We start from the raw sequence: 25,980 nt of genomic DNA, 5'->3' as shown, positions 1-25,980 counted from the left end.
GATGTGACAAAGCTTTTTTTAACAATAAGAAGCCCCGACGCTACGAAGCATCGGGGCTTTCCGGTTAACGGAAGTGTCTAGCATTTACAGGACGGATTGCCGCGTTTCGCTGCGCTCCACTCGCAATGACAAACGACAGCTTACAAATCCCAAACCGTGCTGCGCTGCTCGCGCATGGCGCGCCGCACATTCATCCAAAACGCGCCAGCGAAATACAGCACGATGGGCGAGCCAAACGTGAAAAACGAGGCATACACAAACGACAGCCGGACGCTGCGGGTGCTGAAGCCCCACTTCTGCGCCAGGGCCGAGCACAGGCCGAAGGACTGCGTTTCGAGGTAGTCGGTGAAGCGTTTCATGGGCGGTAGCGGCTAGCGAAAATCAGTTTCTCTGGGCTAAGATAAGGCATTGGCCAGGCAAGGGCAACGGGCCCGGTGTAATTTCGCCCGCCTGAAGCCGACTAATTTCGAGGCTTCTACGTTAGAAAGGGCGGTTTTTGTTTTCCCACCTCAGGTGTTTTAATGCGTAATTCTTTGCGGCCAGTGGCCCACGGGCTGCTGGCAGCCACCGTATTTTTCTCGGCCTGCACCCTGCCCCGGGTGCTGAAGCAGGCCGAAGCCGGACGCACCGTGGTGGCGCGCCCCGCCGTGCTCACGGCCTCGGGCGATGCCGTGCCCTTCGCCGTGGAAGCCCGCGTGCCGGCCAACCACCTGCACAAAGGCGTGGCCTACGAGTTGCTGTTGCGCTACCGCTACGAGCACGGCCTTCGCGAAGACACCCTCGGCCGCATCACCTTCACGTCGGGCAATTTTGTGTACGACGACGAGCACAAGGGCCAACTCCTCGCCACCCAGAAATTCACCCTGCCCAACACGCCCGGCCGCAACCCCGGCGAGCTGCTGGCCCACGCCCAGGTGCGCGAACTAAAAAAGAACGGCAAAGTCCTCAGCGCCCCCGCCGATGTACGCGTGGCCCGCGGCATTGCCGACCCCGCCCGCCTTGTGGTGCGCGAAGACACCACCCTGGCCCTGCTGCCCGAGCGCGCCAACAACAACATGAGCGGCACCCGCGTGCTGCCCTTCTTTTTCGATGAGGACAAATGGTTTATCCGGGGCTACCTGGGCACCAACGTGGCCGCCCTCGAAGACCTGATTGACGCCAACCAGCACACCCGGCAGGTGCTCATCATCGCGGGCCACTCGCCCGATTCTACTGACGCTCATAACCGCCTGCTGGCCAGCAAGCGCGTCCGCATGCTGCTCTACTACTACAAGCAGCGCGTGAAAAACTTCTCGTATCTCAATAAGAACGAGGACATCCACTACGACACACTGGCCTACGTGCGCAAGTGGGACACCTTCCTGCAAAAAGTCACGACCTCGGCCCTGAAAGCCGACCAGATTGACTCCGTTGTCACGCTCATCAACGACACCAAAGGCACTTTCGAGCAAAAAGAAAAGGCCCTGCACCGGCTTTCTTCCTTCGATTACATCGAGCAGTACATCTACCCGGTGCTGCGTTTCGGCACCGTAGCCGTCACCTACACCGCCCCCAAGCGCTACGATTCGGAGGTCTATTTGCTCTCGAAAAAGATTGTGGAGAAGCAAGTCGAGACCGACGCCCTCACGCCCGAAGAGCTGCGGTATTCGGCCACGCTCACGCCGCTGCTGGCCGAAAAGCAACGCATCTACGAAGTTTCGGCCGCCAATACCAACAGCTGGGAAGCCTTTCACAACCTGGGCGTGGTGCTGCTGATGCGCGCCGAGAAAGAGCCCACCGACAAAATCCAGAAGGCCTATTACCGTCGTGCGGCCGTCAATTTTACGCTGGCCGCCCACCGCAACCCCACGGCCGAGTTTTTCTACCATGCCGCCACCGCCTACCACCGCGCCGGTGACCGCCTCGAAGCCCTCCAGAACTACGACTACGCCATCAAGCTGGGCGGCCCGCACCCGCTGCTGCGCAAAATATTCTCCGACCGCGCCGCGCTGGAAATCGAAGTCGGCCAGCCCGATGAGGCCCTGCGCAGCCTCCAATACGCAGGCCCCAGCTACCAGAACGCCCTCAACCGCGCCCTCATCGAAGTGGGCCGCGAGCACTACGAACTGGCCCAGGAGCAATACCAGCTGGCCCAAACCTTGCGCCCCACGGCCGCCGCGCCCATCTACGGACTGGCCGTGGTGGCCGCCCGCCAGCAAAACGAAGCCGCCGTGGGCACCTTTCTCAAACAGGCCGTGGCCCTCGACCGCGCTTACGCCCAGCGCGCCGTGGAGGACCTGGAGTTTCAGGATTACGCGCAGGGCAAGGTATTTCGGGAGGCGTTGAAATAAGGATGAAGCTAGTAAATTTCTCTCTTGGCACTGATGCTATTTCGGTAGAATGGCAGGGGCAGAATATTGACCTGCATAACTGCTATGACTTCCAAAGCATAAGATATGATGTTATTGGCAGTACGCTGGAACTTAGTTGGAAAGTCTCTCCAGAATCTTGGGCAGCTAACGAGAAGCTCAGCAGCCTAAGATTAATATTCAAAAACATTATCTACCTCCAAGTGAAAGCGAGGGACGAGAAATGCTTAGCGGCTGATGATTTGTGCTTGGCTAGTTTATCATTTCATCCAAAAGAGCAGCGTGATGAGTTTGAAACTATTGTTCTTGGCGTCGCTTCAGAATCAGACGACCTCACCTTTTTCTTTGAGAGTGATTGGGGTATTATAGTAAATTCTGAGAGTGGAGAATTAATTCCAGTACTGCGGACGGAATAGCCCTTTCCACTTTGGCCCAACGCCCGTGCCTGTCGTAGCTTTGCCGAACGGCTGAAAACCGGCTTTATTCTAAAGAAAACCATGCGTCAAATTCAATTCCGTGAGGCCTTGCGCGAGGCCCTGTCCGAGGAAATGCGCCGCGACCCGCGGGTGTTCCTCATGGGCGAAGAAGTGGCCGAGTACAACGGCGCCTACAAAGTAAGCCAGGGCATGCTCGACGAGTTCGGCCCCGAGCGCGTGATTGACACCCCGATTGCCGAGCTGGGTTTTGCCGGCATTGGCGTGGGCGCGGCGGCCAACGGCCTCATTCCCGTCATCGAGTTTATGACCTTCAACTTCTCGTTGGTGGCTATCGACCAGGTGATTAACTCAGCGGCCAAGCTCTACTCGATGTCGGGCGGCCAGTACTCCTGCCCCATCGTGTTCCGCGGCCCCACGGGCAACGCCGGCATGCTCAGCAGCCAGCACTCGCAGAACTTCGAGAACTGGTACGCCAATACGCCCGGCCTGAAAGTAGTCATTCCCTCGAACCCCTACGACGCCAAAGGCCTGCTGAAATCGGCCATCCGCGACCCCGACCCGGTGATTTTCATGGAGTCGGAGCTGATGTACGGCGACAAGGGCGAAGTGCCCGAAGAAGAGTACCTGCTCGAAATCGGCAAAGCCAACATCGTGCGCCAGGGCAAGCACGTGACGCTGGTGAGCTTCGGAAAAATGATGAAAGTGGCCTACGCCGCTGCCGATGAGCTGCTCAAGGAAGGCATCGAAGCCGAAGTAATCGACCTGCGCTCGGTGCGCCCGATTGACTACGACACGCTCATCGCCTCGGTGAAGAAAACCAACCGCATGGTGGTTATCGAAGAAGCCTGGCCGCTGGCCAGCATCTCGGGCGAGCTGGCCTACATCGTGCAGCGCCGTGCCTTCGACCACCTCGACGCCCCCGTTATCCGCATCACCTGTGCCGACGTGCCCCTGCCCTACGCCCCCACCCTCATCGAAGCCTCGCTGCCCAACGTGGCCCGCGTGGTGAAAGCCGTGAAGGAAGTGACCTACGCCAAGGTGTAAGGCTGAATTTTGATAACAAAAAAGCCCCGTTAGCGAAAGCTGACGGGGCTTTTTTGTGCTACTCGCCGCGCTATTCCTGCGGAGCCTCGCTCGGCGGGCGCAGCTGGCCAGCGGTGGCTTCGGATAATTGCCAGCAGCCCCACAGCCAGCCGGCCGCGATTATGGTGCAGGCCAGCCGGCGCACGGGTGAGCCCAATCCGCGCCACCACGCGCCCGGCTGCCACATTCCTGCCACCACTGCCAGCACCAGCAGATGCAGCGGCAGCAGAAAACGGCATTCCATAAGTGTGGGCAGCACCAGCAGGCACGGCAGCAGCAGCGCCAGAAGCGTGCCCACCGCCACGGGACTCTGGCCCCACCGCCGGCTCCGCCACGCCGCTACCGTCAGCCATGCGCCCAAACCCAGCAGCGCATAGTTCAGCAGCCGCAGCACCGCCTGGGCGGGCGGGTGCAACTGCCGGGGATAAGGCGTTGGGAAACGGATATCCAGGCCGTTGAACAGGTGGCGCAGGTAGCGCCCGCTAGTAGCAACTGGATGGCGCAATGCAAACTGCACATACTGGCCGTAGCTGTTGAAGCGCTGGCCGGGCTCACTGGCCAGCGCACGCTGGCCAGCTGAGTCCGCGTAAACCAATGAGCGGTAGCTTTCCGGAACCAGACTGGATTCGTAGCGCTGGAAAGCAGTGCCCCAGGTCAACTGCTTCAGGTAGAGCGGCGCGGTACCGGGCTGGTGGGCCAGCACCAACGGAGTTGGCTGCTGGAAATACCGCTGGTTGATGAGCAGCTGCGGCAGCCACACCAACGCCAGCCCGGCTACCAGTGCTGCGCTTCTCCGCCAAAATCCCGAGCGGGAGCCTATGGCCGGTGAAGACTTTGGCACCAATAGCCACAGCACGCCCGGCGCACTGGCCAGGTAAATGGGCCGGATGTTGATGGCCGCCGCCAGTAGCAAGCCGGCCAACACCGCCCAGCCCCAACTGCGCCGCGCCAGCGCCGCCAGGCCCAGCAGCAACAGCGCCAGCGCCGGCATATCGCTGAGGGTGAAGTTGAAATAGTCGCGCCAGAAAATAAACGTGAGCCCCAGTAGCACCAGCCACCGGCCGCCGCTTACGGCGCGGCCCGTGGCTTGCGCCCACAGCTGCGGTATGGCAATGCCGAACAGCACCGCCGCCCAGCCCGCCCCCAGCACCCGCGCTCCAGTGAGCATCGACCAGCCCGTGAGGTGGCACAGCAGCCGCGCCGGCAACACCAGCAGCGGTCCCAGGTAGCCCCGCAGCGGCGCATCGAAAGCCAGCAGGGAATAGTGCCCGTTTTGTGTGAATTTCAACGACAGCTCCCAGTATTCAGCCGCATCGAAGCGGAACTGGCTGACCGTGTAGCCACTTAGCGGCAGGTAGAGGGCATAGAGAGTCAGTACGGCCAGCACCCGCCAACGGGCAGGCCACGCAACCGAGAGAAACGATGAATTAATGAGCATGGATGGCGCAAAACTAGGTAGCGGCCGCAGCTTATGCCCCAAACCAATTGCCAGGGCCGCAGACTTCCCCAAAATCCGGCCGCGAAACCAATCAAATTGTCGCCGTACCTTTTACGCCTGCTCTGCCGTAAGGCTCTTTTTCATCCTCCCCACCCACATGAATCACCGCCTTCACCTCAAATTCGAACAGCTCGAACGGGCCACCGAGCGCCTGTTGGCTTCGGCCGAAGCCCTGGGGCCCGACCAAAACACGGCCCCCGCACCGGGCAAATGGTCGGCTGTGCAGGTGGTGCATCACCTGTTCTATATCGAGGAAAATATCCTGAAATACATTCAGAAGAAGCTGCAGGCCGAGGAGATTTTGCCTAAGGTCAGCTTCTTTACCCGGTTGCGGGTACAGCTGGTGCGCCTGCTGCTGCGCCTACCAGGCCTCAAGTTCAAAGCGCCGCGCGGGGTGGCCACCCTCACCGACACCGGCGAGGTGCCCACCCTGCCCGAAATGCGCAAGTCCTGGGAAGCGTCGCGCCGCCAGCTGGAGCGGCTACTCAACGAGTTTCCGAGCCGGCAGCAGAACCGGGCCATCTTTCCGCATCCGCGCTCCGGCCGCATCACCATCTATCAGGTAATGGAACACCTAGTAGACCACTTGCTCCACCACCAGCAGCAGCTAAACCGCATTACCAAGGCGCTGCGACCCGCCAGCAGAGTACAGGTCGATGCCCAGGCTTGAGACCAGCAGCAAAAAAATGCCCCCCGAAACGACATTTCGGGGGGCGCTTTTTTGCGGGCTACTTCACCGGCGCTTCGTATAGCGGCAGCTCGCGGAAGGCCGTGCTGAGCTCGGCGGGCGGCGTGGTGAGCTTGCGTTTGTCAAGGTCGAGCCAGGCACCGTCTACGGCCACTGTGGCGGCCACGCGGCCATCGGCTTTATAAATGGTGTGGGTGATGCTCCAGCGCGTGCCGTCGTCGTTCACACTGCGCAGGCGGCTATCCACCCGGATTTCTTCGCCGATGTGAATTTCCTTGAGGAAGGTAGTCTCTTCGCGGAACAGAATGGGCCCCAGGCGCAGGCGTGCAAATTCTTTAATGTCGTAGCCCCATTCGGCTAATAAAACCAAGCGCTGGTCGGCGGCGTAGTCGGCGTAGGCGGAGTGGCGCATGTGGCCGTTCGGGTCCATGTCGGCCCAGCGGGTGCGGTAGGTGATGGCGTTGGTCAAGATTTCAATGCTTGTTTTACTAATTCAAACTCTGATTTTTAGCCGATGTTTGGCAGGCCTTTTCACCGATTAATGACAATCAGTAAGCTGGTGTTTAGCCTTTTACTCCCTGCGGCATAAGGCGCACCAGGTACTGGTCGTTTTCGTCCTCGCTAAGGAATTCGGCGGTGTAGCCGGCGGTTTCGGCCGCGTCGTTAAGTAGCGCAGCATCTACAAACAGCCAGGGAAAAGGTTCGCCGGTGCGGCCGTCGTAGCTGAGCGTGTACTCGACCTCGCCGTAGTATGGGCCGTTGAGGTTGATGAGCAGCGCGCCGTCCTCGTCTTCGTAGAGGTAGCGCACGTCGGAGGACGTGGCCAGAATCTGGCCGTCGGGGGCCAGCAGGGTGCGGGCGTGGGCCAGAAATTTATCGAGGCCGTCGAGGGTCCCGGTGAGGCCGAGGCCGTTCATGAGCAGCAGGATGGTGTCGTAGGGCAGTTCGGTAGGCGGCAGCGGGGCAAATAAGTCGTGGCGGGCTACGGTGAGCACGCCGCGCTCGTTCATCACCTGGACCGCGCCGGCCGACACGTCCACGGCCTTCACGTGCTGGAAGCCCCGGTTTTGCAGCTCCAGGCTGTGGCAGCCGGCCCCGGCCCCCAGGTCGAGCACGCGGCCCCGGCTTTCGTCGAGGGCCAGGCGCTCCAACTCCGGCATTTGCAGCACGGTACGGAAAAAGTAGGCGGCGGGCAGCGGCTCGTCATCGGCGGCGCTGCAATGCACGGTCACGGTGGCGCCGGACTTGCCGTGGTGGTAGTCGAGCAGGGCCTGGCCCAGCACATCGGGGGCGGTGGTTGTGGTCATAGAGAATTAAAAGCGCATTCTGAGGCAGCAGCGCGCGCCACCTCGCCAAAGGTTGAGGCCACTACGCTTCGCGACCAGCCAACGGCCAAAATTACCCAAAACTTCGCGCCGGGGCCGCCCGTTTGGCTAATACTTCCTAATCCCACGTTATGCTTCCCGCCAAACTTCGTAAAGGCCAGCTGCCCACCAAAATCTGCGTCACCTGCGGCCGGCCCTTCGAGTACCGCAAAAAATGGCGCGCCAACTGGGACGACGTGAAATATTGCGGCGAAAAGTGCCAGCGCAACCGCCCCGCCGCCGGAGCAGCCGGCGCAACCGCAGCGTAGCCGCCCGGCACGGCCGTATCTTTTGGGGCCGGGGCTGCGTTGAAAAGCTCCTCACCGCTTACCTATTTGCTGGTTTTCCAGCCGCTTTTTTATGGCCTCCAACCTCGACTACCTCAACCCCAACCTGATTCCCCTCGAAGAAAAGGTAAACGCCTACCTGGAAATGGAGAAAGAGCTGCGCCGCGCCGCCCACGACCCCAACAGCGGCGCTCAGCCGGCCCAGCACTCGCCCGCCGATTTGTCGCGCCTCGAGCAGGAAATCATTGCCCTGCTCCCCACCCGCGACGAATGGGTGAAGGTGAACCTGGGCTACGGCCCCAGCCGCGTGGGCGCGTGGCACGTGCCCGCCCTCGGCAGTCAGCCCGAGCGCTACGAGCTGCGCGTGGTGCATTAAGTGGATTAATGGGTTGGTGGAATGGTGGGTTTGTGTTCAGAACACGCAGTGTGCGCCAACAGAACATCACACCCGCTATTCCACCAACCCACCAACCCAGTCAATGGCCCGAATCCCAGTCGTAGCCCAGCTCGGCCCAATAATCTTTGGGGCGAGTATCGGCAAAGGCAATGGTGCCGATGCGCTTGAGGTGCTTGATGCCGTATTTGAGGGGCGTGACGAGGCGGAGCGGCGCGCCGTGAGCAGCAGTGAGCGGCTCCCCGTTCATTTCGTAGCACAGCAGTGTTTGCGGATGCAGGGCACTGGCTATGTCGAGGCCCACATAGTACTGTTCGTCAGGCGTTAGCATGCCCACGTAGGGCGCGAGGTCGGCGGGTGGGTTGAGCGGGTCGGCGGGGCGGCCGCTGCGGGTGGCCAGCGGGTAGCGGGCCAGAAAATCTGACAGCCGCGCCCCGGCCCAGTGCACCACCACGCTCCAGCCCTCAATGCACTTAAGCTCGGTAACCATCTCCACTTTGGGCAGGGCCTTGATGTCGGCGAGGGTGAACTCCTGGGTTTTGCCAGTGCCGTAGCCCTGCACCCGCATCCGCCAGGTGGCGGGGTCTACTTCGCCATCGAGGCCCACGTCGCCGTTTTCGCGGGGCGTTTTGGCGCGGCTGCGGGCAAACTCGGGCGCCAAGCGCGTTTCTTTGAAATAGGCCTGGCTGAGGCGGCCGTTGGCATCGAGCACCTTGCGCAACGGGCGCGGAATGCCCTCGTCGGCGGGTTGCGAAATCAGCCAGTCCCAGCCCCCAATCCCAATCAAGCCAGCCAAACCCAAGCCAATAAACGAGCGCCGCGAGCGACGGCGGGCCTCGGCCAGCACGGCCGCTTCAGGCTGCAACGGAGCGCCCGGCTGGTCGAGCGGTGCGGGCGCGGAAGAATGGTCAGTCATACCGAACAGCGGCAATTAGTTGGAAGAAAGAGTTGCATCGGCGGCGGGCAGCGAAGTAGGGCCGGCCACCACCTGGTGCGTGGTCGAGTCGACTTCCACCACCTCGAAGCCGGCCACCATGGCGCGAAAATTATTCCAGCCCGCCCGCACCACCTGCGCAATGTGCACGATGAAAAACAGCACATACCCGATGGTAAGTGCGAAATGAATGATGCGGGCAAACTCATACCCGCCCAGCAGCTGCGTGAGCCAGGCAAACTGCGTAGGCTTGTAAATGGCCAGCCCCGTGAGCACCGACCCCATACCCATGATAATGACCGAGGTATAGGCAATCTGCTGTGCGCCGTTGAATTTGCGCACTGGTAGCGGCTTTTTGTACAGGCCCAAATCGTGCAGTGTCACCAACAAGGCTTCCTTGAACGAGTGCCGGGTGGGCAGCAGGTAGCGCCATTCGCCTGAAAGCAAGGTGTAAAACACGTACAGCAGGCCGTTCAGGAAAAACACCCACATCAGCACAAAGTGCCAGCTCATGCCCTGCGCCAGCTTGTGGTCGATGTGGAAGGCCTCGTAGAACGACTGCGGAAAGAACTTGACCAGCGTGGTCTTGCCCCAGCCCAGGCGGTACACATCGTTGGCCCAATATATCCACATCCCGCTCCAAATCATGAGGGCAAGAACCGGGAAATTGACCCAGTGGAACCAACGAATGGCCAGCGGATGCTTTTCGACAAGCTGCTTCATAAAAACACAAAAGGTGCAATGGAACGACCGCAAGGTACGCCGGGCGCTACTACCCGTCCTTTTCTCAGCCTGACGCAGGCAGTGCGGTTTCCTTACAGCAAGGGCAAAAAAAAGAGGCGCCCCAAAGGGGCGCCTCTTTCCATACCAAAACACCTTAAAAAACTATAATTCTTATTTTCAATGTGTTATAAAATATTATAATTCATTTGTGGACAAGTTTTGGACAAGTTTTTTCTGTGCCGTAATTTGTAATATCAACCTAAACGGCCACATTGGGAATGTACAAGATTTACTATAAGCTTCGCTCAAACAGAAAAGATGGTGCTCAGAAAGTGTATGTTATGCTTAAAGCTGATAACGGGGCAGAGTTAACTCGTGCCACTGGTGTATCATGCTTACCTGCACATTTCAACCAGAGTCAAGGAAAGCTCAACAGTAAAGACAAGCTTTGCGTTGAGAAAAATGAGGTCATTCAGGCGCTTGTACGCGACTTTGAAGCAGCGGCCAGACGAGTAGCCATTGAAGGCCATGAGATAACCAAGGCGGCGCTAGAAGCGGCATTAGTGGCAGAGGCAAACCTTAAGGCCAAGAATCAAGAACTTGCCCAAAAGCTTGAATCGGACTCACAGCAGAAGTTCATTCCCAATCTCAAGAAGGTGGTTGCTGGATTGCGAGAGGAATTGGCTCATCAAGAAGCCAAACTTGGCTACTTCCAAAGCATCGACAGCGAAGAATCAGTCACAAGACCACGCGATTTGTTTACAGCCCGTATTGATGAATTCATTCGTGTAAGTCCGGTGGCGCATAAGCGCCCATCCACGAAGAACAGCTATATCTACTTGAGGCAGACTATTGAGCGGTTCAACAGATATCTACAAATCCAAGATATCAACTTGGCCACGATGAACGCGCTCCAAAACTGGTTACTTGAAACACCAATTTTGACTGTTAAAAAGCAAACCTTGCGCCGTAACTCAAGCGTGAGAAATATTTTGATTCACACGAAAGCAGTTTTCATGTGGTTTGCTGATGATTTGAGGTTACCAACTGCTTTTTTTCGAAAATTCAAGATGGTTGATGACAATGCAAACGAAAACCATGTCTATCTCACTGCGAAGGAGTTGGAAGAATTTGCATCTCATCCGCTTCGTGCTGATGCTGAGTTATTAGAAAGAGCGAGAGACCAATTCATTCTACTATGCTCAACCGGGTTGAGACATATTGATGGTGTCGTTACTAAAGCAGATGTATTCGACGCACAAGATGACAAAGGCAATCATTACAAAGAGTTGCGCTTGCACCAACAGAAAACCAGCAAATGGGTGAATATTCCGCTTATGCCTCGTGCGCTTGAAGTACTTGAGAGAAACAATTATCAGCTTAAGGCCATAAAAAACAACCATTTTAACCAAGCACTGAAGCAAATAGCCAAGAAAATTCCTTCACTTCAGCACATCCACACCCAAATGAACTATAACAAATCGGAGGCAATTCCCGATTCTCGGCCCAAATGGGAGTTTATTAGTACCAAGTGTGGGCGTAAAACGTTTACAGACTGGTGCTTTACAAACGATGTAAGCGAAACGACAGTAGCGGAATGGTTGGGGCATAAAAGTACCATGATGGTGCAGCAGCATTACAAAGCCAAAGGTGATATTGCTAAAAAGGAAGCCCACAAAATCCTTTTCAAACAACCAGCTTAACCATACAGCATTTTATTACATATATGACATATTATTCTATATATATATCATACAGTTATCAACTACACCCACGGTATATACCATAAGTGCCCGAAAAGGTACATTAAACTAAAAGTCAGATAATTACGCGAGCGAAAATGCAGAATCATTAAAAAATCTGTTTGATGTTTTTTTTTTTGCTACCCTGTCACCTATTATTGGTTGAAACCGGTCATGTATCCTACTGATTGGTTCTGAAACGCATCATGATACATGCGTTGGGTGAAAATCAGGTTTTGGTAATTTTCCTGTGCCCCTATCCTATCAGCTAACAATAACCGTCACTATCAAGGTGAATATAATAATACTAAAGTTATAAATTATGAAATGCCCCGCCCTTGTAATTCGCAAAAGGTTGAAATCAATTTATTCCATCCTGCCAATCTGAATTTAAACGAGCTGAATACAACTTTAACCGGCCTTCGAAACATACCTGCACTTAAAAAAGGCATTATACTCATTAATACATATATAATCAAAAAGACATTCGGAAGAACTGAAAACACATTTGGTAACGCTTATATTCCAGTACATTCAGACATATTCAGGCGTTTCATTGGTGATGATTATCCGCAGGTTGTTGAGCGGCTAATCACAAACCGTTTATTGGAGCGCCTTGAGTGCGATGAACATGGTAATGGTCGTGGCATTCTTGCTGATGGGCGAACAGTCGATTACAGTAAAGGGTACTATCAGAAGCCTAGTGCTGACTGCTCATTCCAAGGTCAGAGTAAATCATACAGGATTCCAAACCACTTATATGGAAAGGATATAAAATTTATTAGGCAAAAGGAGACTGTTACCAAACGTGGTACCCAGAAATTAAATGCGGTGAATCACCGCACGAAAGGCATAACCGAAAAATACCGTGAATACGTGCGCTCTATGATGCGTACTGTGGTCATTTTGGACTCAGTTCTATCAAGGGCAGCAATCGAAGCACTGTGGGCAGAAAATAGCGTTAGACTGACAGCAGAAGATTTCATTGACATCTTCAATCATTCCCCTTTTAATGAAACGGTTGTAGATTTCTTTGGAAATCGCGTATTCTCACAAGTGGTATATAGCCCAAAGTCAATACGTGAGTTTTATCGATTTCGTGATGATTTGGATTCGCCTATTGTTGAGCTTGACATCGTTAATTCTCAGCCTGCAATATTTGCCTCGTTGAGTGCAAATCTAATTATGCGTTTTGCGCCTGAGTGCGATGAAGCTATACCATACTTCGAAGCGGTGGCCAATTGCGAAGACTACCAATTCTTTCAGCAGTTGTGTTTTGATGGTACGATATACGAAACCATCAGTGACCGCTTCAACAGGATGTATGGTGAGAAGCTGATGATGCCATTGAGCCGAAAAGATGCCAAAACTGTCTTCTATACTGCCGCATACAGCGACTATGAGTATTTGGACAGCCTCAATATTCATGAGGTGCAGCACAAGCTTAATTCTTCACTGGCTTATGGCGTGGAGACTGATATTGAAAAGTACCAAAAGCAACTTCATAGTGTCAGAAGCTTCGAAGTATTCAAATCCCTATTCCCCTCAGTACATCGGTTATTCACTCAACTCAAGACGCTGAATTGGCCGCACCTATGCGCAAAGCAATACGCAAATAATTGTCTTTTAGCGCAGAGGGTTGAAAGTAGCCTAATTTTTACGGTCTTGGTTAAAGCGTTGGTTAACGCGGGAATAGAAAAGGTGGTGACAATACATGATGCCATTTTTCTACGTGAACAAGATGAAGCCCAAGCCCGTGAAATCATACAAACTGAACTATCCAATCTTAATCTCAAGCTTAAACTAAAACCGGCGCGACATAAATAACGAATAATTACTTTATATAAAATGAAAAATCTAAAAACAATAATTGACTATATCAATAAAGTTGTTGCCCATGAGCCATACAACGATAATTTAATACTTGAATACAACGCTGGTGATGAATGCGATACTTTCACTATCAATATTGTTCATCAAGAAACGCAAACTTACAGATGGCATCTGAGCGAGGCAGGTATAATATCGCAATTATCAATACTTTGCATACAACAAGGCCCAAGGCACTTTAACAAGCTCTCCTTTAAAGTGGAAAATTGGGCAGAAGTCATCAAGCAAACTCCTTTCAATCAAAATGCAAGACTATGTTTTGAAGATTTCAGTGACTGGGCATCGACATTGCAGTTGTGAAATTATGCCGTAATTTCTCACAAGGCATGACATGCTAATGCCCAGCCCATCGGTAAAAGAGAAGGCCCGCTAGTTGCGGGCCTTCTCAAATTCATTGAGCTGTATTAGTCCAAGCTGGCAGTCCTGCTGAATTAAAAAGCGGAGCTTGCATACCGGCCTTGGGTATAATGGGGTCAAAAATATAGACCGCATCAAGGTATTGAGCCGCCATATTTTTCAGAGCCTTGTCCCCTGTGTAAAAGCACTCGACCTTATTTGCTACAGCTACACCCAATATCATTAGGTCAAATTTAAAACGATTACGAAAATTGGGAGAATGCTCAGAATAGATATCCTTCCAACGGTCTTTATTGTCGTTCCAGATTTTTGCACTTACTGCCGCTGTGTTTGCATCTAAGGCCGGTGTCCTGAAATTTATGTTACAATAGCTTAAGTGGTCTGCCCGCTCTTTTGCGTCGCTGACCAACGCAAGCAATTCAGTAATAATTGGGCATGGCATTATTACTTTCTTCTTGGACCGGTCTAAATCATTTAACAACGCTACGCTTAAAGCAATGCGGTCTTCTTGGCCAGCAGTAGCCGTTTTTTTGATGGCCCAAATGGCTATCATCGAATCAATGCAAACCAGTGCCATCGGCGCTTATTCTAGGGGTGTGTCGTTATTTAAAAGAGCGGCTTCTATGTTGTCCACGGCATCCCAATGATGCCCTAACAATGCACTCAATCCCGCAAATGCTTCTTTGTTAGTTGCCGGTGGAGCGTAATGAATCAAACTCTCGATGGTAAAATCCAGCAATTCGTTATCATACGTTGACCAGCTAGCCATGCCTTTTAATGCGACATTGCTATATAACTTAGCTCCAAGCTGCTTAGCCAAAGCTTGCGAAATGACATTGCATGTAATAATGCTACCATTATCAAGCTCAACCCTAGCCGTTGGGGACTTGCCACCTACGCGCTTTATCTCTCCATACAGAACTGTTTCTCCGATTATACGAGTCGAAGATGGGGAAATATCTGTATCCGGTCTAATAGAGGCAAATGGCTCATCTTGGTACAAGAAATCCGCGACGCAATTCTTCGCCCTGACTAGTTTCTGAATTTCTTGAAACTCGCGTATGGTTCGGGTTGGAATGATAGAATAATCGCCGGAATTGATTGAGCCGGTAATGGCGAGAAAAGCCGCCAAAAATGATTTCGTCTTATGGGATATAAAGCCAAGGCCGAGACTTGCATCTTTTACGGATACTAAGCTCAGGGAAAAATCTTTGCTGGTTGCGCCATCTTTTGCCTCCAAATAGTATTGGAATGCATGTTCAAGTTGGGTTATAAGCTTACCAACCTCACGCGCTCTAAATGTTTCTGGAGAAACACCGTTGCCGTGCAGTCGAAAACTAAAGTCTTGGTGAGCTGGGGTTTCTTCCATAAACGGGGGACCAAATCTATAAAGATTAATCTAAAATAGCCGTTGGTCACATCAGTACAGACCCATTTATGTTGAAATACTTCTCGTTATAGTACAGTTTTGCACCAATAAGCCGCATTTAGGGCATATTAAAACTGTTTTGGTACATAGTAAAAAGTCAACTGAAACGGCAGTAAAATACAATAAAAACTATATTTCTGAAGTACCAGCCCATTTTTTTGGCAAAAATTTTATGTACGGACCCACCACATTTCCACTCCAACTTCTAAAACTGGCAGAAATTGCAGGATACTGTTTCAGAGCCAGACTCCCCCTCTGGGGGGGAAGAGGAGGAGGGGGTAACGAGAGGAGCCGCCGGGGGAGTGGCAGCAGAGCACTTACCAGATAAGCCCGCCTTTGCTTATCATGCCGTAGCTTTTGGAGACTTCAGACGCAACACAGACTTAGCAGTGAATAAACAGCCGCGCCGGGTACGATATCCAGTATGGTTCAGCCTTTCAGCCATTGCTGCCAATGTCAAGTTTTGAGCTGATAACAGGTCGATAAGTTGGCGAGCTTGTAGGTTGGCTTTATCGTTAGCTGCGTTGGTTTGAATTGCTGCCGTACCTGCTGCCCTCGCAGCCGCCGTTAGGTTAGCAGGGGTTCCCATCGATTCGCCTCTTACTTTCTTCGCTGCAAGTGCTGCCTTGGTGCGTTGGCTTATCATAGCAGCTTCTTGCTCCGCAAGAGCCGCGAATATGTGCAAGGTGAAAGGGGTTGCGGTTGGGTTGTCTACTGCCACGAAGTCAACACCCGTTTCCATGAGGGTTGCAATGAAAACAACGTTGCGGGCAAGCCTATCTAACTTGGCTATAACAAGCCTTGCCCCTGTCCGTTTGGACTCTTCAATTGCTGCTGCCAGTTTCGGGCGGTTGTTCTTTTTTCCACTCTCAATCTCGACATATTCAGATTGTACGCTATCTGCATCTTTGATGAAGCCAGCAACCATGCTCCTTTGCGCTTCCAACCCCAAACCTGATGCCCCTTGGCGTTGGGTACTTACCCGCAGGTACGTTACAAATTTCATGGGTTCGGGGCTGTCGGTGAAGCTATGCCCAAAGATATGAAATATTGTGGCATTTCACAAACGGACGTTTAAGATTTGCCAATTTCGATTAGCTGTCAAATTGGAGGTTGGCTACACTGTTGCGCATCTATGGGGATTCGTAGCTTTGCGCCTAAACCAAACCCCAAAACGAATGAAGTTTATTATCAATTTTCACTACCACGAAAACAACTCTGAACCAGCAAAACAAGTCTACTTGATGGACTCGAAAGGGCAGAAGTTGGAGGTCACATACAGTGACGGAGGTCTTCTTCCTAATGTTGGTGACGAAGTCGTCATCTTACGCCAAACCGTGGTGCAGGTGGACGGCACCAGCACGAGTGGCATGGAGCCCACTACAGGCTTGGTAGAGAAGCGTACCTTTCTCTTCGTTGACTCCGATACTGTTGCTGTTAACATCGTTATAGCCAAGAGCCAAGCCTCAATAGTTGACTTTGTTAAGTCTATGGCTGACAGCCTCAAATAATACGTTGGCCGTTTGATTGGGCTTATCCAGTGACATGTTATTCTCCTTGGTCCATGGTTCCTTAAACACCCACTACGGCAAGGATTTTGCTGTAAAGTACTATAAACCAATACTTCGGCCTCTGTTCAATTCTTGTCCATTCGTGGACAAGAATTGTCCACGAAATGCCGTTTTTTGTGGACAAATGTTGTGAAATAGCAGCCAATCCCGCACTTAATCCGTTGATTTTGAGGCATAAAAAATAGGCGGTAGGGAAACCCCGCCGCCTATCCATACCAAAACACCTTAAAAAACTATTCTTTCACGAGGAGGCTAACAAGAATTGCACCAAAAAATTCCCACGCTCCAGAATTTTATTGAAATTGCTTATCCATTAGCTATTTGAAGCCACAAAAAAGGCCCAGACGCAATGCCTGGGCCTTTTCTTCAGCGGAGGTGCGAAGCACTTAGCGCATCATGCCGCCGGGGCCGCCTTTCATACCGCCCATCATCTTGGCCATCTGAGCCATGCCGCCCTTGGTCTGGCTGAGCTTGTTCATGGTGCGCATCATTTTGCGCATATCCTCAAACTGCTTCATCAGCGCGTTTACCTGCTGAATATCAGTGCCGGAGCCTTTGGCCAGACGTTTTTTGCGCGAGCCGTTGATGAGGTCGGGATTGGCGCGCTCCTGCTTGGTCATGCTCTTGATGATGGCCTCGACGGGCTTGAAGGCGTCGTCGTCGATTTCCACGTCCTTCATGGCCTTGCTCATGCCCGGAATCATGCCCATCAGGTCCTTGATATTGCCCATCTTCTTGATTTGCTCCAGCTGCGAGAGGAAGTCGTCGAAGTTGAACTGATTCTTGCGAATCTTGGCGTTGATGCGCTTGGCCTCATCCTCATCAAACTGCTGCTGAGCACGTTCCACCAGCGAAATCACGTCGCCCATGCCCAGGATGCGCTGGGCCATGCGGTCGGGGTAGAACAGGTCGAGCGCGTCCATCTTCTCGCCCGTCGAGATGAACTTGATGGGCTTGGTGACCACGGCCCGGATGCTAAGGGCCGCGCCGCCGCGCGAGTCGCCGTCGAGCTTAGTAAGCACCACGCCGTCGAAATTCAGGCGGTCGTTGAAGGTTTTGGCGGTGTTCACGGCGTCCTGGCCGGTCATCGAGTCCACCACAAACAGCGTTTCGCTGGGGTTGATGGCCGACTTCACGGCCTCAATCTCGCGCATCATCTGCTCGTCCACGGCCAGGCGGCCGGCGGTGTCGATGATGACGACTTTTTTGCCGTTTTTGCGGGCGTAGTCGATGGCGTTGCGTGAGATTTCGACGGGGTTCTTGTTCTCGACTTCCGAGTACACTTCCACGCCAATCTGCTCGCCGAGCACCTTTAGCTGGTCGATGGCGGCCGGGCGGTACACGTCGCAGGCCACCAGCAGGGTATTGCGGCCCTGCTTTTTAACGTAGCTGGCCAGCTTGCCGGCGAAGGTAGTTTTGCCCGAGCCCTGCAGGCCTGAAAGCAGAATCACGGCCGGGTCGCCCTTGATGGTAATATCCTTTTTCTCGCCGCCCATGAGCTCGGTGAGCTCATCATAAACGATTTTGACCATGAGCTGGCCCGGCGACACCGCCGTGAGCACGTCGCGGCCCATGGCTGAATCTTTAATTTTGTCGGTTACTTCTTTGGCAACCTTGTAGTTAACGTCGGCGTCGACCAGCGCGCGGCGGATTTCCTTGATGGTGGCCGCGACGTTGATTTCGGAGATGCTGCCCTGGCCCTTGAGGGTTTTAATGGCCCGGTCGAGCTTGGTGGAGAGATTATCGAACATTGAATCGCTGATTTAGCGCTGATTGTAACGGATGAAGCTGATTTGGTGCGGGGCGGCCCCTCGAAATCAGGCTGCAACGGAACCCCAAAAGTAACCACAAAAGGCCGAAAACCGGCAGCGGGCGTACCTTCGCGGCCCGCTTTCTGTTTCCGGTTGCCGTGTCATCATCCCGCCCTCTGCGCCTGCTCGTTATCACCTACTATTGGCCGCCATCGGGCGGGGCCGGCGTGCAGCGCTGCCTCAAGTTTGTGAAGCACCTGGGCCATTTTAACGTGGAGCCCACCGTGATAACCGTGGCCGTGGACCAGGCCACTTACCCTGTGCTCGACGAAAGCCTACTGGCCGAAGTGCCGCCAGCCGTGCGCGTTATCCGCACCAAAACATCTGAACCGTTTGAGAGCTACAAGAAGCTGACGGGCCGCGCCGTGCCCTACGGCGGCTTCGCCAACGAAGGCAAGCCGGGGCTGATGCAAAAGGCGTTGCGCTTCGTGCGCGGCAACCTGTTCATCCCGGACCCGCGCCGGGGCTGGAACCGTCACGCCCTGGCGGCAGTGGAGAAATTATTGGCCGCCGGCGAACAGTTTGATGCCGTGCTCACGTCGTCGCCGCCCCACTCTACCCAACTCATCGGCCTGGCACTGAAGCACCGCCACGGCCTGCGCTGGCTGGCCGACATGCGCGACCCCTGGACGGACATTTACTACTACAAAGACCTGCACCACACGCCCCTGGCTTCCTGGCTCGATGCGCGCTACGAGCGGCAGGTGCTGACCCAGGCCGATGCCGTGCTAGTGACCTCGCCCGAAACCAAGCGCTTGTTTTCAGCCAAGCTGCCGGAGCTGCCAGCCGCCAAATTCCACGTGTTGCCCAACGGCTACGACGAGTCGGATTTCCGCCAGCCTTCGCAGCCGCCCACCGACTGCCTGCGCATCACGCACACCGGCACCATCACCGAGCTCTACCACATCAGCCGCCTGCTAGAAGCCGTGGCTGCTTGCGCCGTTGCCCACCCCGACGTGCCGCTGCGGCTGCGCTTTGTGGGCCAGGTGTCGGCTCAATTGCGCGGACAGATTGAGCAGGCCGGCCTGTTGCCGCTTACAGAGTTTATTCCTTTCGTGCCGCATGATAAGTCGGTGGAATACCTGCTGGGCGCCTCGGCTCTGCTCATGGCTATTCCGGATGTACCGCGCAATTTTGGCATCCTGCCCGGCAAAGTGTTTGAGTATCTGGCGGCCAGCAAGCCCATTCTCTGCGTAGGTCCGGCCGGCTCCGATGCCGACAACCTGCTTCGGGAATGCGGCGCGGGCCAGGCCCTGCCTTACGAAGACCTCGCCCTAATGCGCGAAACACTGGAAGCGCTGGTGGCACAGTGGCGCGTTAATCCAAACCTTGATTTGCCGGTGGCAAGTCATGCGCGCTACTCGCGCCGGGCGCTGGCGGGCAAGTTGGCGGCACTTGTGTAGCCAAGCAGGAATTGAGCTGTCAGCCACTTACTTTGATTTCATTTTTATTCACCTTTCCTTTTTTATGACCATACGTTTCTACCACATCAAACTTGCGGGAATAACGCTATTACCGGGTTTGCTGATGCTATCGGCGGCAGCACAGCCTTCTATTACAGCAGTTTCACCGGCGGCCAATCAGAAGGCGGCGGTGCGTACCTCGCCGGTCACTGTTCGATTCAGCCAGCCGCTTGTGGCGGGTTCAGAGGCTGCCTTACGGGTTTTTAGCAGCCAGCGCGGTGGTTTGCGCACGAACTCCAGCGGCACCACCACTCTCAATAACGACCAGTTGACATTTGCCCCGACTTACGATTTCCGGCCGGGCGAAACTGTGCGCGTAGGCGTGACTACCGCCGCTCGCAGCAGCGCCGGGGCGCTGGCAACGCCGCGCCTTTTTCAGTTTACGGCGGCGGCAACCGGCGGCTATGGCACCTTCAGCGGTGGCTCAGACCCGAGTGTAGGTATTAGCCCTTATAATGTGACCGTGGCCGACGTGGACAACGACGGCGACCTAGACTTGCTATCGCCCACTTTCAGCGGCTCTTCAGTTAGCGTCCGGCTCAACAATGGCAGTGGGAGCTTTGGCGGTGGGTCGAACCCCAGCGTAGGCAGCCAGCCGCGCAGCGTGACGACTGCTGATATTGACAGCGACGGTGACCTTGACCTGCTGACGGCCAACTACAACGCTAATTCCGTGAGTGTGCGCTTCAACAACGGGAGCGGCACTTTTAGTGGTAGCACCGACTATACGGTAGGCAGCCAGCCCCAGAGTGTGACCACGGCAGACCTGGATGGAGACGGCGACCTCGATTTTCTGGTGGCCAACGGAGCCAGCGACAACGTGATGGTGCGAATGAACGACGGCGTGGGCAATTTCAGCGGCGGCTCCACCGTCAGCGTTGGTACGCTGCCCTTCAATATTCAAACCGGTGATGTGGATGGCGACGGCGACCTGGACCTGCTAACAGCCAACTGGGGTACAGCCAGCACTACGGTCAGCATCCGATTGAACAACGGCAATGGAACATTCAGCGGTGGGTCGGACCCAATACTAGACAGCCGGCCGCGCTGGGTGGCGCTTGGAGACCTTGACGGAGATAACGACCTGGATTTGATGAGTGCCAACTTTGGAAGCAACAACGCCAGCGTGCGCTTCAACAACGGCAGTGGCAGCTTTGGGGGCGGGACCGAATATTCGACTGGTACCGGCCCAACCAGCATCGCAGCCGCCGACCTTGACGGGGATGCCGACCTGGACATGGTCGTGGTTAACTTTAATTCGAACAATGTAACCGTGCGCCTGAACAACGGGGCCGGCAGTTTTGGTAGCAGCAGTACCGTTTCGGTGGGCACTAACCCCAACGGCGTGGCGGCGGCTGATATTGACAACGACGGTGATTTGGACTTCCTGGCGGCCAACTTTGCCAGTGCTACCATCAGCGTCCGGCTCAATCAACTTTCCGCCCTGCCTGATTTGGTGGTGAGCACGCCCCAGAACGTGAACGGTACTTACGGCAACGTAACCATCACCGGCCCGGCTACGGGCGGCGCGGGCACGGCCACCCTCACCGGCGGCCTCACGGTGGTGGGCACCCTCACAGTGCAGGATGGTGGCACGCTGCTGACCAACTGCCAGCCACTCACGGGTACGGGCAACTTTGTGCTGGCCGCCGGCGGTACCCTGGGCATCTGCGATGCGGCGGGGATTGAAGCAACGGGCAACGTTGGCTCGGTGCAGTTGAGCGGCAGCCGCAGCTTCAGCAACGATGCCAGCTATACCTATAACGGTACCGTGGCGCAGGTAACGGGTGGGGCATTACCTAATCAGGTTCGCAACCTGACCACGACCAATGCCAATACCGTGACCTTGAATGCAGCCGAAACGGTGATGCAGGTGCTCACGGTAGCCGGTGCTGGCAACCTCGTGCTGAACGGCAAGAGCCTGACTTTGCCCTCGGGGGCCACCGGCACGGCTTTGGCGGTAAATAGCAGTACGGGCATTGTGCAGGGCAATACTGCTCTGGTGCAGCGCTACCTCGACCGCAGCGTGAATAATGGCTTGGGCTACCGGCACTACAGTTCCCCGGTGGCAGCCACTACGGTAGCCGATTTGGCAACGTCCGGTTTCGCGCCGGTGCTGAATCCCGTTTACAACACCTCGCCCACGCCGGGTTCGGTCAAGCCCTTCCCCACGGTGTACGGCTATGACCAGAGCCGCCTGGCCACTACGACCAACTCCTCTAGCGCCTTTGATAAGGGCTGGTTTTCGCCGGCGGGTACTGCCGATGCACTGACGCCGGGCCGCGGCTACACCGTGAACATCATGGCGTCAGAAACCGTTGATTTCAATGGCACCCTCAACACCGGTGACCTGACCTTGCCGCTGGCCCGCAACACGGGCGCAACCGCCGCCGATGCCGGCTGGGCCTTCGTAGGAAACCCCTACCCCGCACCGCTCGACTGGAGCCTGGTAAGCGGTACTGACCGCCCCAACCTCGATGCGGCCATGTATGTGTTCGAGAGCAGCAGCCAATTCCAGGGGAATTATCGCACCTATGCCAACGGCGTCGGGGGTAGCCCGCTTATTGGCAGTAGCCAGGGCTTTTTTGTGCGGGTGAGCGAGGGCCAGTCGGGGGGCAGTCTCACGTTTCGCAATGCCCAGCGCGTGACCAGTTACGCCACGCAAGTGCCCGTGCGCCGAGGCACTGCCGAAACCCGCCCGCTGGTACAGCTTGCGCTACAAGGCACCACCGGCCCGGCCGATGCGCTGTTTGTGTACGCTGAGACCGGGGCAACTTCCGGGCTCGATTCCCAATACGATGCCGTGAAGCTGCTCAATTCCAGCGGGCTGAACCTGGCCGCGCTGGCTGTGGGCGGCCCGGCCCAGGCCATCGCGGGCCTGCCTCAATTCACACCGGCCACGGTTGTGCCGCTGAGCATTGGCGTGCCCGCCGCAGGTAGCTACACGCTGCGCGCCGAGCAGTTGCTCAACCTTCCCACCGGCCTGGATGCTTACCTGATTGATGCCCAGACCAACCAGCAAATCAACCTGCGCCAGCAGGCCAGCTACTCGTTCGCGGTAACTGCTCAGCAAGCAGTTCAAGCACAAACCAGGCGCTTTGAGCTTCGGTTTGGCCCAGCGGCCGGTCCGCTGGCAACCAGCGCGGCGCTAGCTGCAGCCGATGTGGTGCTATACCCCAACCCGGCCCACGCCACTTTTTCGGTGCTGGTTCCCAAAATGACTGCCGACACCCCAGCAAAAGCCACCCTTTTCAATAGCTTGGGCCAGCAGGTTCGGGGCAATATTCATCTTTCCGCCAGCGGCGCGGCCACGACTGTTGACGTAGCCGACCTGGCCAAAGGTGTGTACACGCTGCGTATTCAGTTGGGCACGGCATCCATCGCCAAGCGGTTAGTAGTTGAGTAAATCACTCTTATTTTGAATAAAAAAGGCTTTCCAGATGCTTGGAAAGCCTTTTTTATTTCTTTGTAATCTTGATATCACTTCCGCTGAAGCTTGGTGGCTAAATCCGCCGCCAACTGCTGGCTGAACGCTGCGCTGGCGGCTCGTTGCAGGTGGTTGCCGTCGGTAGTTGCGTACGGCTCGACGCTGTAATCCAGGTACGCAACGGAAAAGTCAGCAGCCGTATGGCGCATCAATTGGTCGAAACCAGGCTGATAAACCTGCTCTAGTTGCAGTAGCGACTGGCCGACCGGCAGGCGCACCAGCACCACGCGGCCATGCGGCTTCAGAAAGGCAATGGTTTGGCGCAGAGCCTGCAAACGGCCTTCGGATAAGTGCTGGCTGGCGGCCAACAGGCGGTAATCCTGTAGTTTACGGGCGGTGCGGGCGCGGACCTGGGCACTGTCGGTGCCGATGTTCACTTCGAGCCAGCCGTCGGGATGCAGGCGTTCGGTGGCGGTGGCGAAGTCGAGGGGCAGGCGGTAGAGCGGCTTGGTTTGGTAACGCGTGAGGTAGGGCAGGTTAGGGTTCTGGCTGACCTGGTGGAGCTGGCCGATGAAGGACTGGTCTTCCGGAAACGCCCCTTCCGGACCAGTGAGCGACAGCGACCACGGGTCGACGGCTAGGATGAACAGACCGTTGCGCACTTCGGGCCGCAGCTTGCGCCGGATGCTGGCCAGATAGGCCGGGCCGTAGGGCGAGTGCGTGAGCGTGAAGGCATAATTCAACAGCGGCCCCTCGCACTGTCCATCCAGCCGCGCCGCCAACACCGCCGGCCGGATGCCCTGCGCCGCCCGCGACGTGCCCAGAACGAGCGAGCCAGCCGGCGGGCTCGTGAAGCGCCCATAAAATGCATCGACTCCACCCCGCAGCACTACCGGGGCCAGCAGCGTAACGCCCAGCAGGCCCGCCCCGCCCAGCAGGCCCAGGCGCAGCAACAATTTGGTAACCGCAGTCCGCGCAGGCATTTTCAGAACTGGAAATAAATGAACGAAGTGCTGTTAAAAACACCCAGGTACAGAATAAGCAGGGCCAATCCTACGTAGCCCACCCAGCGGGTGGCGAAGGGCTGCGCGGCCAGCCACACCTGCGGGCTGCGCCGGCTGGCGAAGTATTCTACCAACAGCATCAACCCCACGCCGAGGGCGGCCACGGCCAGCTCGGGCCGGTAGTGCTGGGAGAAATCGAGCAGCAGCGTGGCTAGCTGCCGGCCGTGCAGATTCTGCCAGCCGCTGAATAAATGCTGGCTGATAAACAGAGCATCACTCAACGTATTGGCCCGGAAGAATATCCAGGCGTAGGCTACCAGCCCGAACGTGATGAGGACGCCCACGCCCCGCCGCAGGCCCGGGCGCGCCGCAAGCCCCGTGAACTGAGCCAGCCGCTCGCGCCAGGGCCGCGCCCAAGTGCTGAGCACCAGATATAGACCGTGCAGACCACCCCATACCAGAAACGTCCAGTTGGCTCCGTGCCAGAGGCCGCTTACCAGGAACACCACCAGCAGGTTAACATAGGCCCGACCTGGCGCTACCCGGCTGCCACCCAGCGGGATATACAGATAATCCCGAAACCAGCTCGAAAGTGACATGTGCCAGCGCCGCCAGAACTCCGGCACCGAAGCCGATTGGTAGGGCTGCCGGAAGTTCAGGTTAAAATCGAAGCCCAGCACCCGCGCGGCGCCGCGCGCCATGTCGGTATAGCCCGAAAAGTCGCCGTAAATCTGGAAGGTGAAGGCCAGCGTGGCCAGCAGCAGCAGCGGGCCTTCGGGGTGCTGGCGCGGGTTGTTGAACACGGGGTTGACGAGCAGGGCCAGGCGGTCGGCCACCACCACTTTTTTGAACAGGCCCCAGGCCATGAGCCGCAGCCCGCTCACGATACGGGCATAATCAAACTGATGCTCGCGCCGGAACTGCGGCAGCATGTGCCCGCCACGCTCGATAGGCCCGGCCACCAGCTGCGGAAAAAACGCCACAAACAGCGCGAACCGTCCGAAATTCCGCTCCGCTTCCAGCCGGCCCTGGTACACATCAATGATGTAGCCCACCGACTGAAATGTGTAGAACGACACCCCCACCGGTAGCAGCAACCCCAGCGCCGGCCCGGTACCAACAGGCAGGTGCAGCGCCGTAGCCAGCTGTACAATCCCGTCCCGAAAGAAATTGAAGTATTTGAAAACGAACAGCGTGCCCAGGTTGCTGGCCAGGCTGAGGTAGAGCCACGGCCGCCGCTGCTGCTTGGTGGGCAGCTGGCTCATGCGGTAGCCGCTGTAGTAGTCGAGCAGCGTGGTGGCCAGCAGCAGCAGCGCATACACCGCCCGCCAGCTCATGTAGAAGTAGTAGCTGGCCAGCAGCAGCAGGGTATTGCGCCAGCGCGGCGGCAAGCCATAGTACAGCCCGACAACTACCGGGAAAAAGACGAGGAAATGAAGGGAATTGAATAGCATTCGCAATGCAGAAGCAGCTCCGCAGGCCAAAGGTCGGGAGCGGCGGGCGTTTTGTGCGTGGTGTTTGTCATCCTGA

Annotated in this window: 24 protein-coding genes; 12 read left to right on the top strand and 12 right to left on the bottom strand. The window is 55.9% G+C overall.

Annotated elements, in window-relative coordinates:
* Positions 1–140: 140 nt before the first annotated feature.
* Positions 141–359: a PspC domain-containing protein gene (locus I7X13_RS01670; RefSeq protein ID WP_198070428.1), complete on the bottom strand. Its 219-nt coding sequence runs from the start codon at positions 357–359 to the stop codon at positions 141–143.
* Between the two features lie 162 nt (positions 360–521).
* Here I7X13_RS01670 and I7X13_RS01665 point away from each other — a divergent pair, with 162 nt between their 5' ends.
* The 3 genes from I7X13_RS01665 to I7X13_RS01655 all read left to right on the top strand — a co-directional run bounded on the left by I7X13_RS01665 (position 522) and on the right by I7X13_RS01655 (position 3,829).
* Positions 522–2,330: a tetratricopeptide repeat protein gene (locus tag I7X13_RS01665; protein WP_198074115.1), complete on the top strand. Its 1,809-nt coding sequence runs from the start codon at positions 522–524 to the stop codon at positions 2,328–2,330.
* 2 nt (positions 2,331–2,332) lie between these two features.
* Positions 2,333–2,764 (top strand): hypothetical protein, encoded by a 432-nt coding sequence (locus I7X13_RS01660; protein WP_198074114.1) that lies wholly within the window; start codon positions 2,333–2,335, stop codon positions 2,762–2,764.
* An 81-nt stretch (positions 2,765–2,845) separates the two neighbouring features.
* On the top strand, positions 2,846–3,829 hold the full coding sequence (locus tag I7X13_RS01655) for a pyruvate dehydrogenase complex E1 component subunit beta (RefSeq protein ID WP_198070426.1): 984 nt from the start codon (positions 2,846–2,848) through the stop codon (positions 3,827–3,829).
* A 70-nt stretch (positions 3,830–3,899) separates the two neighbouring features.
* Here the strand turns inward: I7X13_RS01655 and I7X13_RS01650 are convergent, their stop codons facing one another.
* Entirely contained in the window at positions 3,900–5,306 is a 1,407-nt protein-coding gene (locus I7X13_RS01650) for a hypothetical protein (RefSeq protein ID WP_198074113.1), read from the bottom strand.
* Positions 5,307–5,463: 157 nt separating this feature from the next.
* Here I7X13_RS01650 and I7X13_RS01645 point away from each other — a divergent pair, with 157 nt between their 5' ends.
* Positions 5,464–6,036 carry a DinB family protein gene (locus I7X13_RS01645; protein WP_198074112.1) on the top strand — a complete coding sequence of 191 codons (573 nt, stop codon included), beginning with the start codon at positions 5,464–5,466 and terminating at the stop codon, positions 6,034–6,036.
* A 58-nt stretch (positions 6,037–6,094) separates the two neighbouring features.
* Here the strand turns inward: I7X13_RS01645 and I7X13_RS01640 are convergent, their stop codons facing one another.
* Complete coding sequence (locus tag I7X13_RS01640; RefSeq protein WP_233454631.1) at positions 6,095–6,523, bottom strand: acyl-CoA thioesterase; 429 nt, start codon at positions 6,521–6,523, stop codon at positions 6,095–6,097.
* Between the two features lie 94 nt (positions 6,524–6,617).
* On the bottom strand, positions 6,618–7,361 hold the full coding sequence (locus I7X13_RS01635) for a class I SAM-dependent methyltransferase (RefSeq protein ID WP_198074111.1): 744 nt from the start codon (positions 7,359–7,361) through the stop codon (positions 6,618–6,620).
* Between the two features lie 149 nt (positions 7,362–7,510).
* On the opposite strand from I7X13_RS01635, the gene I7X13_RS01630 reads away from it, so the two are divergent.
* Both I7X13_RS01630 and I7X13_RS01625 read left to right on the top strand, forming a co-directional pair.
* On the top strand, positions 7,511–7,687 hold the full coding sequence (locus I7X13_RS01630; RefSeq protein ID WP_198070422.1) for a DUF2256 domain-containing protein: 177 nt from the start codon (positions 7,511–7,513) through the stop codon (positions 7,685–7,687).
* 91 nt (positions 7,688–7,778) lie between these two features.
* Positions 7,779–8,081 carry a hypothetical protein gene (locus I7X13_RS01625; RefSeq protein WP_198070421.1) on the top strand — a complete coding sequence of 101 codons (303 nt, stop codon included), beginning with the start codon at positions 7,779–7,781 and terminating at the stop codon, positions 8,079–8,081.
* A 100-nt stretch (positions 8,082–8,181) separates the two neighbouring features.
* Here I7X13_RS01625 and I7X13_RS01620 read toward each other — a convergent pair whose 3' ends face one another.
* Together I7X13_RS01620 and I7X13_RS01615 are read right to left on the bottom strand one after the other, a co-directional pair.
* Entirely contained in the window at positions 8,182–9,015 is an 834-nt protein-coding gene (locus I7X13_RS01620) for a molybdopterin-dependent oxidoreductase (RefSeq protein WP_198074110.1), read from the bottom strand.
* A 15-nt stretch (positions 9,016–9,030) separates the two neighbouring features.
* A complete protein-coding gene (locus tag I7X13_RS01615; RefSeq protein WP_198074109.1) occupies positions 9,031–9,756 on the bottom strand; it encodes a cytochrome b/b6 domain-containing protein in 726 nt (241 codons plus the stop codon).
* Between the two features lie 278 nt (positions 9,757–10,034).
* On the opposite strand from I7X13_RS01615, the gene I7X13_RS01610 reads away from it, so the two are divergent.
* The 3 genes from I7X13_RS01610 to I7X13_RS01600 all read left to right on the top strand — a co-directional run bounded on the left by I7X13_RS01610 (position 10,035) and on the right by I7X13_RS01600 (position 13,688).
* Complete coding sequence (locus tag I7X13_RS01610; RefSeq protein WP_198074108.1) at positions 10,035–11,459, top strand: site-specific integrase; 1,425 nt, start codon at positions 10,035–10,037, stop codon at positions 11,457–11,459.
* Between the two features lie 366 nt (positions 11,460–11,825).
* Positions 11,826–13,325 carry a hypothetical protein gene (locus I7X13_RS01605; protein WP_198074107.1) on the top strand — a complete coding sequence of 500 codons (1,500 nt, stop codon included), beginning with the start codon at positions 11,826–11,828 and terminating at the stop codon, positions 13,323–13,325.
* Positions 13,326–13,346: 21 nt separating this feature from the next.
* Positions 13,347–13,688, top strand: a complete 342-nt coding sequence (locus I7X13_RS01600; protein WP_198074106.1) for a hypothetical protein — start codon at positions 13,347–13,349, stop codon at positions 13,686–13,688.
* Positions 13,689–13,779: 91 nt separating this feature from the next.
* Here I7X13_RS01600 and I7X13_RS01595 read toward each other — a convergent pair whose 3' ends face one another.
* The 3 genes from I7X13_RS01595 to I7X13_RS01585 form a co-directional block, all read right to left on the bottom strand.
* Positions 13,780–14,298, bottom strand: coding sequence for a hypothetical protein (locus I7X13_RS01595; RefSeq protein ID WP_198074105.1), 519 nt, complete (start codon positions 14,296–14,298; stop codon positions 13,780–13,782).
* A gap of 30 nt (positions 14,299–14,328) precedes the next feature.
* Entirely contained in the window at positions 14,329–15,114 is a 786-nt protein-coding gene (locus I7X13_RS01590) for a hypothetical protein (protein ID WP_198074104.1), read from the bottom strand.
* Positions 15,115–15,517: 403 nt separating this feature from the next.
* Entirely contained in the window at positions 15,518–16,180 is a 663-nt protein-coding gene (locus I7X13_RS01585) for a recombinase family protein (RefSeq protein ID WP_198074103.1), read from the bottom strand.
* 172 nt (positions 16,181–16,352) lie between these two features.
* Between I7X13_RS01585 and I7X13_RS01580 the strand changes: the two genes are divergently transcribed.
* Positions 16,353–16,685 (top strand): hypothetical protein, encoded by a 333-nt coding sequence (locus I7X13_RS01580; protein WP_198074102.1) that lies wholly within the window; start codon positions 16,353–16,355, stop codon positions 16,683–16,685.
* A gap of 446 nt (positions 16,686–17,131) precedes the next feature.
* Here the strand turns inward: I7X13_RS01580 and ffh are convergent, their stop codons facing one another.
* On the bottom strand, positions 17,132–18,496 hold the full coding sequence (gene ffh, locus I7X13_RS01575; protein WP_198070418.1) for a signal recognition particle protein: 1,365 nt from the start codon (positions 18,494–18,496) through the stop codon (positions 17,132–17,134).
* A gap of 158 nt (positions 18,497–18,654) precedes the next feature.
* Between ffh and I7X13_RS01570 the strand changes: the two genes are divergently transcribed.
* Together I7X13_RS01570 and I7X13_RS01565 are read left to right on the top strand one after the other, a co-directional pair.
* Entirely contained in the window at positions 18,655–19,959 is a 1,305-nt protein-coding gene (locus tag I7X13_RS01570) for a glycosyltransferase family 4 protein (RefSeq protein WP_317191511.1), read from the top strand.
* Positions 19,907–23,425 carry an FG-GAP-like repeat-containing protein gene (locus I7X13_RS01565; protein WP_317191510.1) on the top strand — a complete coding sequence of 1,173 codons (3,519 nt, stop codon included), beginning with the start codon at positions 19,907–19,909 and terminating at the stop codon, positions 23,423–23,425. The genes I7X13_RS01570 and I7X13_RS01565 overlap by 53 nt, the downstream gene beginning before the upstream one ends.
* Before the next feature lie 74 nt (positions 23,426–23,499).
* Here the strand turns inward: I7X13_RS01565 and I7X13_RS01560 are convergent, their stop codons facing one another.
* Together I7X13_RS01560 and I7X13_RS01555 are read right to left on the bottom strand one after the other, a co-directional pair.
* The gene (locus I7X13_RS01560; RefSeq protein ID WP_198074100.1) at positions 23,500–24,429 is read right to left on the bottom strand and encodes a hypothetical protein; all 930 of its coding nucleotides are present in this window, start codon (positions 24,427–24,429) and stop codon (positions 23,500–23,502) included.
* Between the two features lie 2 nt (positions 24,430–24,431).
* On the bottom strand, positions 24,432–25,904 hold the full coding sequence (locus I7X13_RS01555) for an MBOAT family O-acyltransferase (protein ID WP_198074099.1): 1,473 nt from the start codon (positions 25,902–25,904) through the stop codon (positions 24,432–24,434).
* Positions 25,905–25,980: the final 76 nt, after the last annotated feature.

Source organism: Hymenobacter negativus, from assembly GCF_016056375.1.
GTDB classification, from domain to species: Bacteria; Bacteroidota; Bacteroidia; order Cytophagales; family Hymenobacteraceae; genus Hymenobacter; species Hymenobacter negativus_A.
This window is presented reverse-complemented; position numbering and strand designations above follow the sequence as displayed.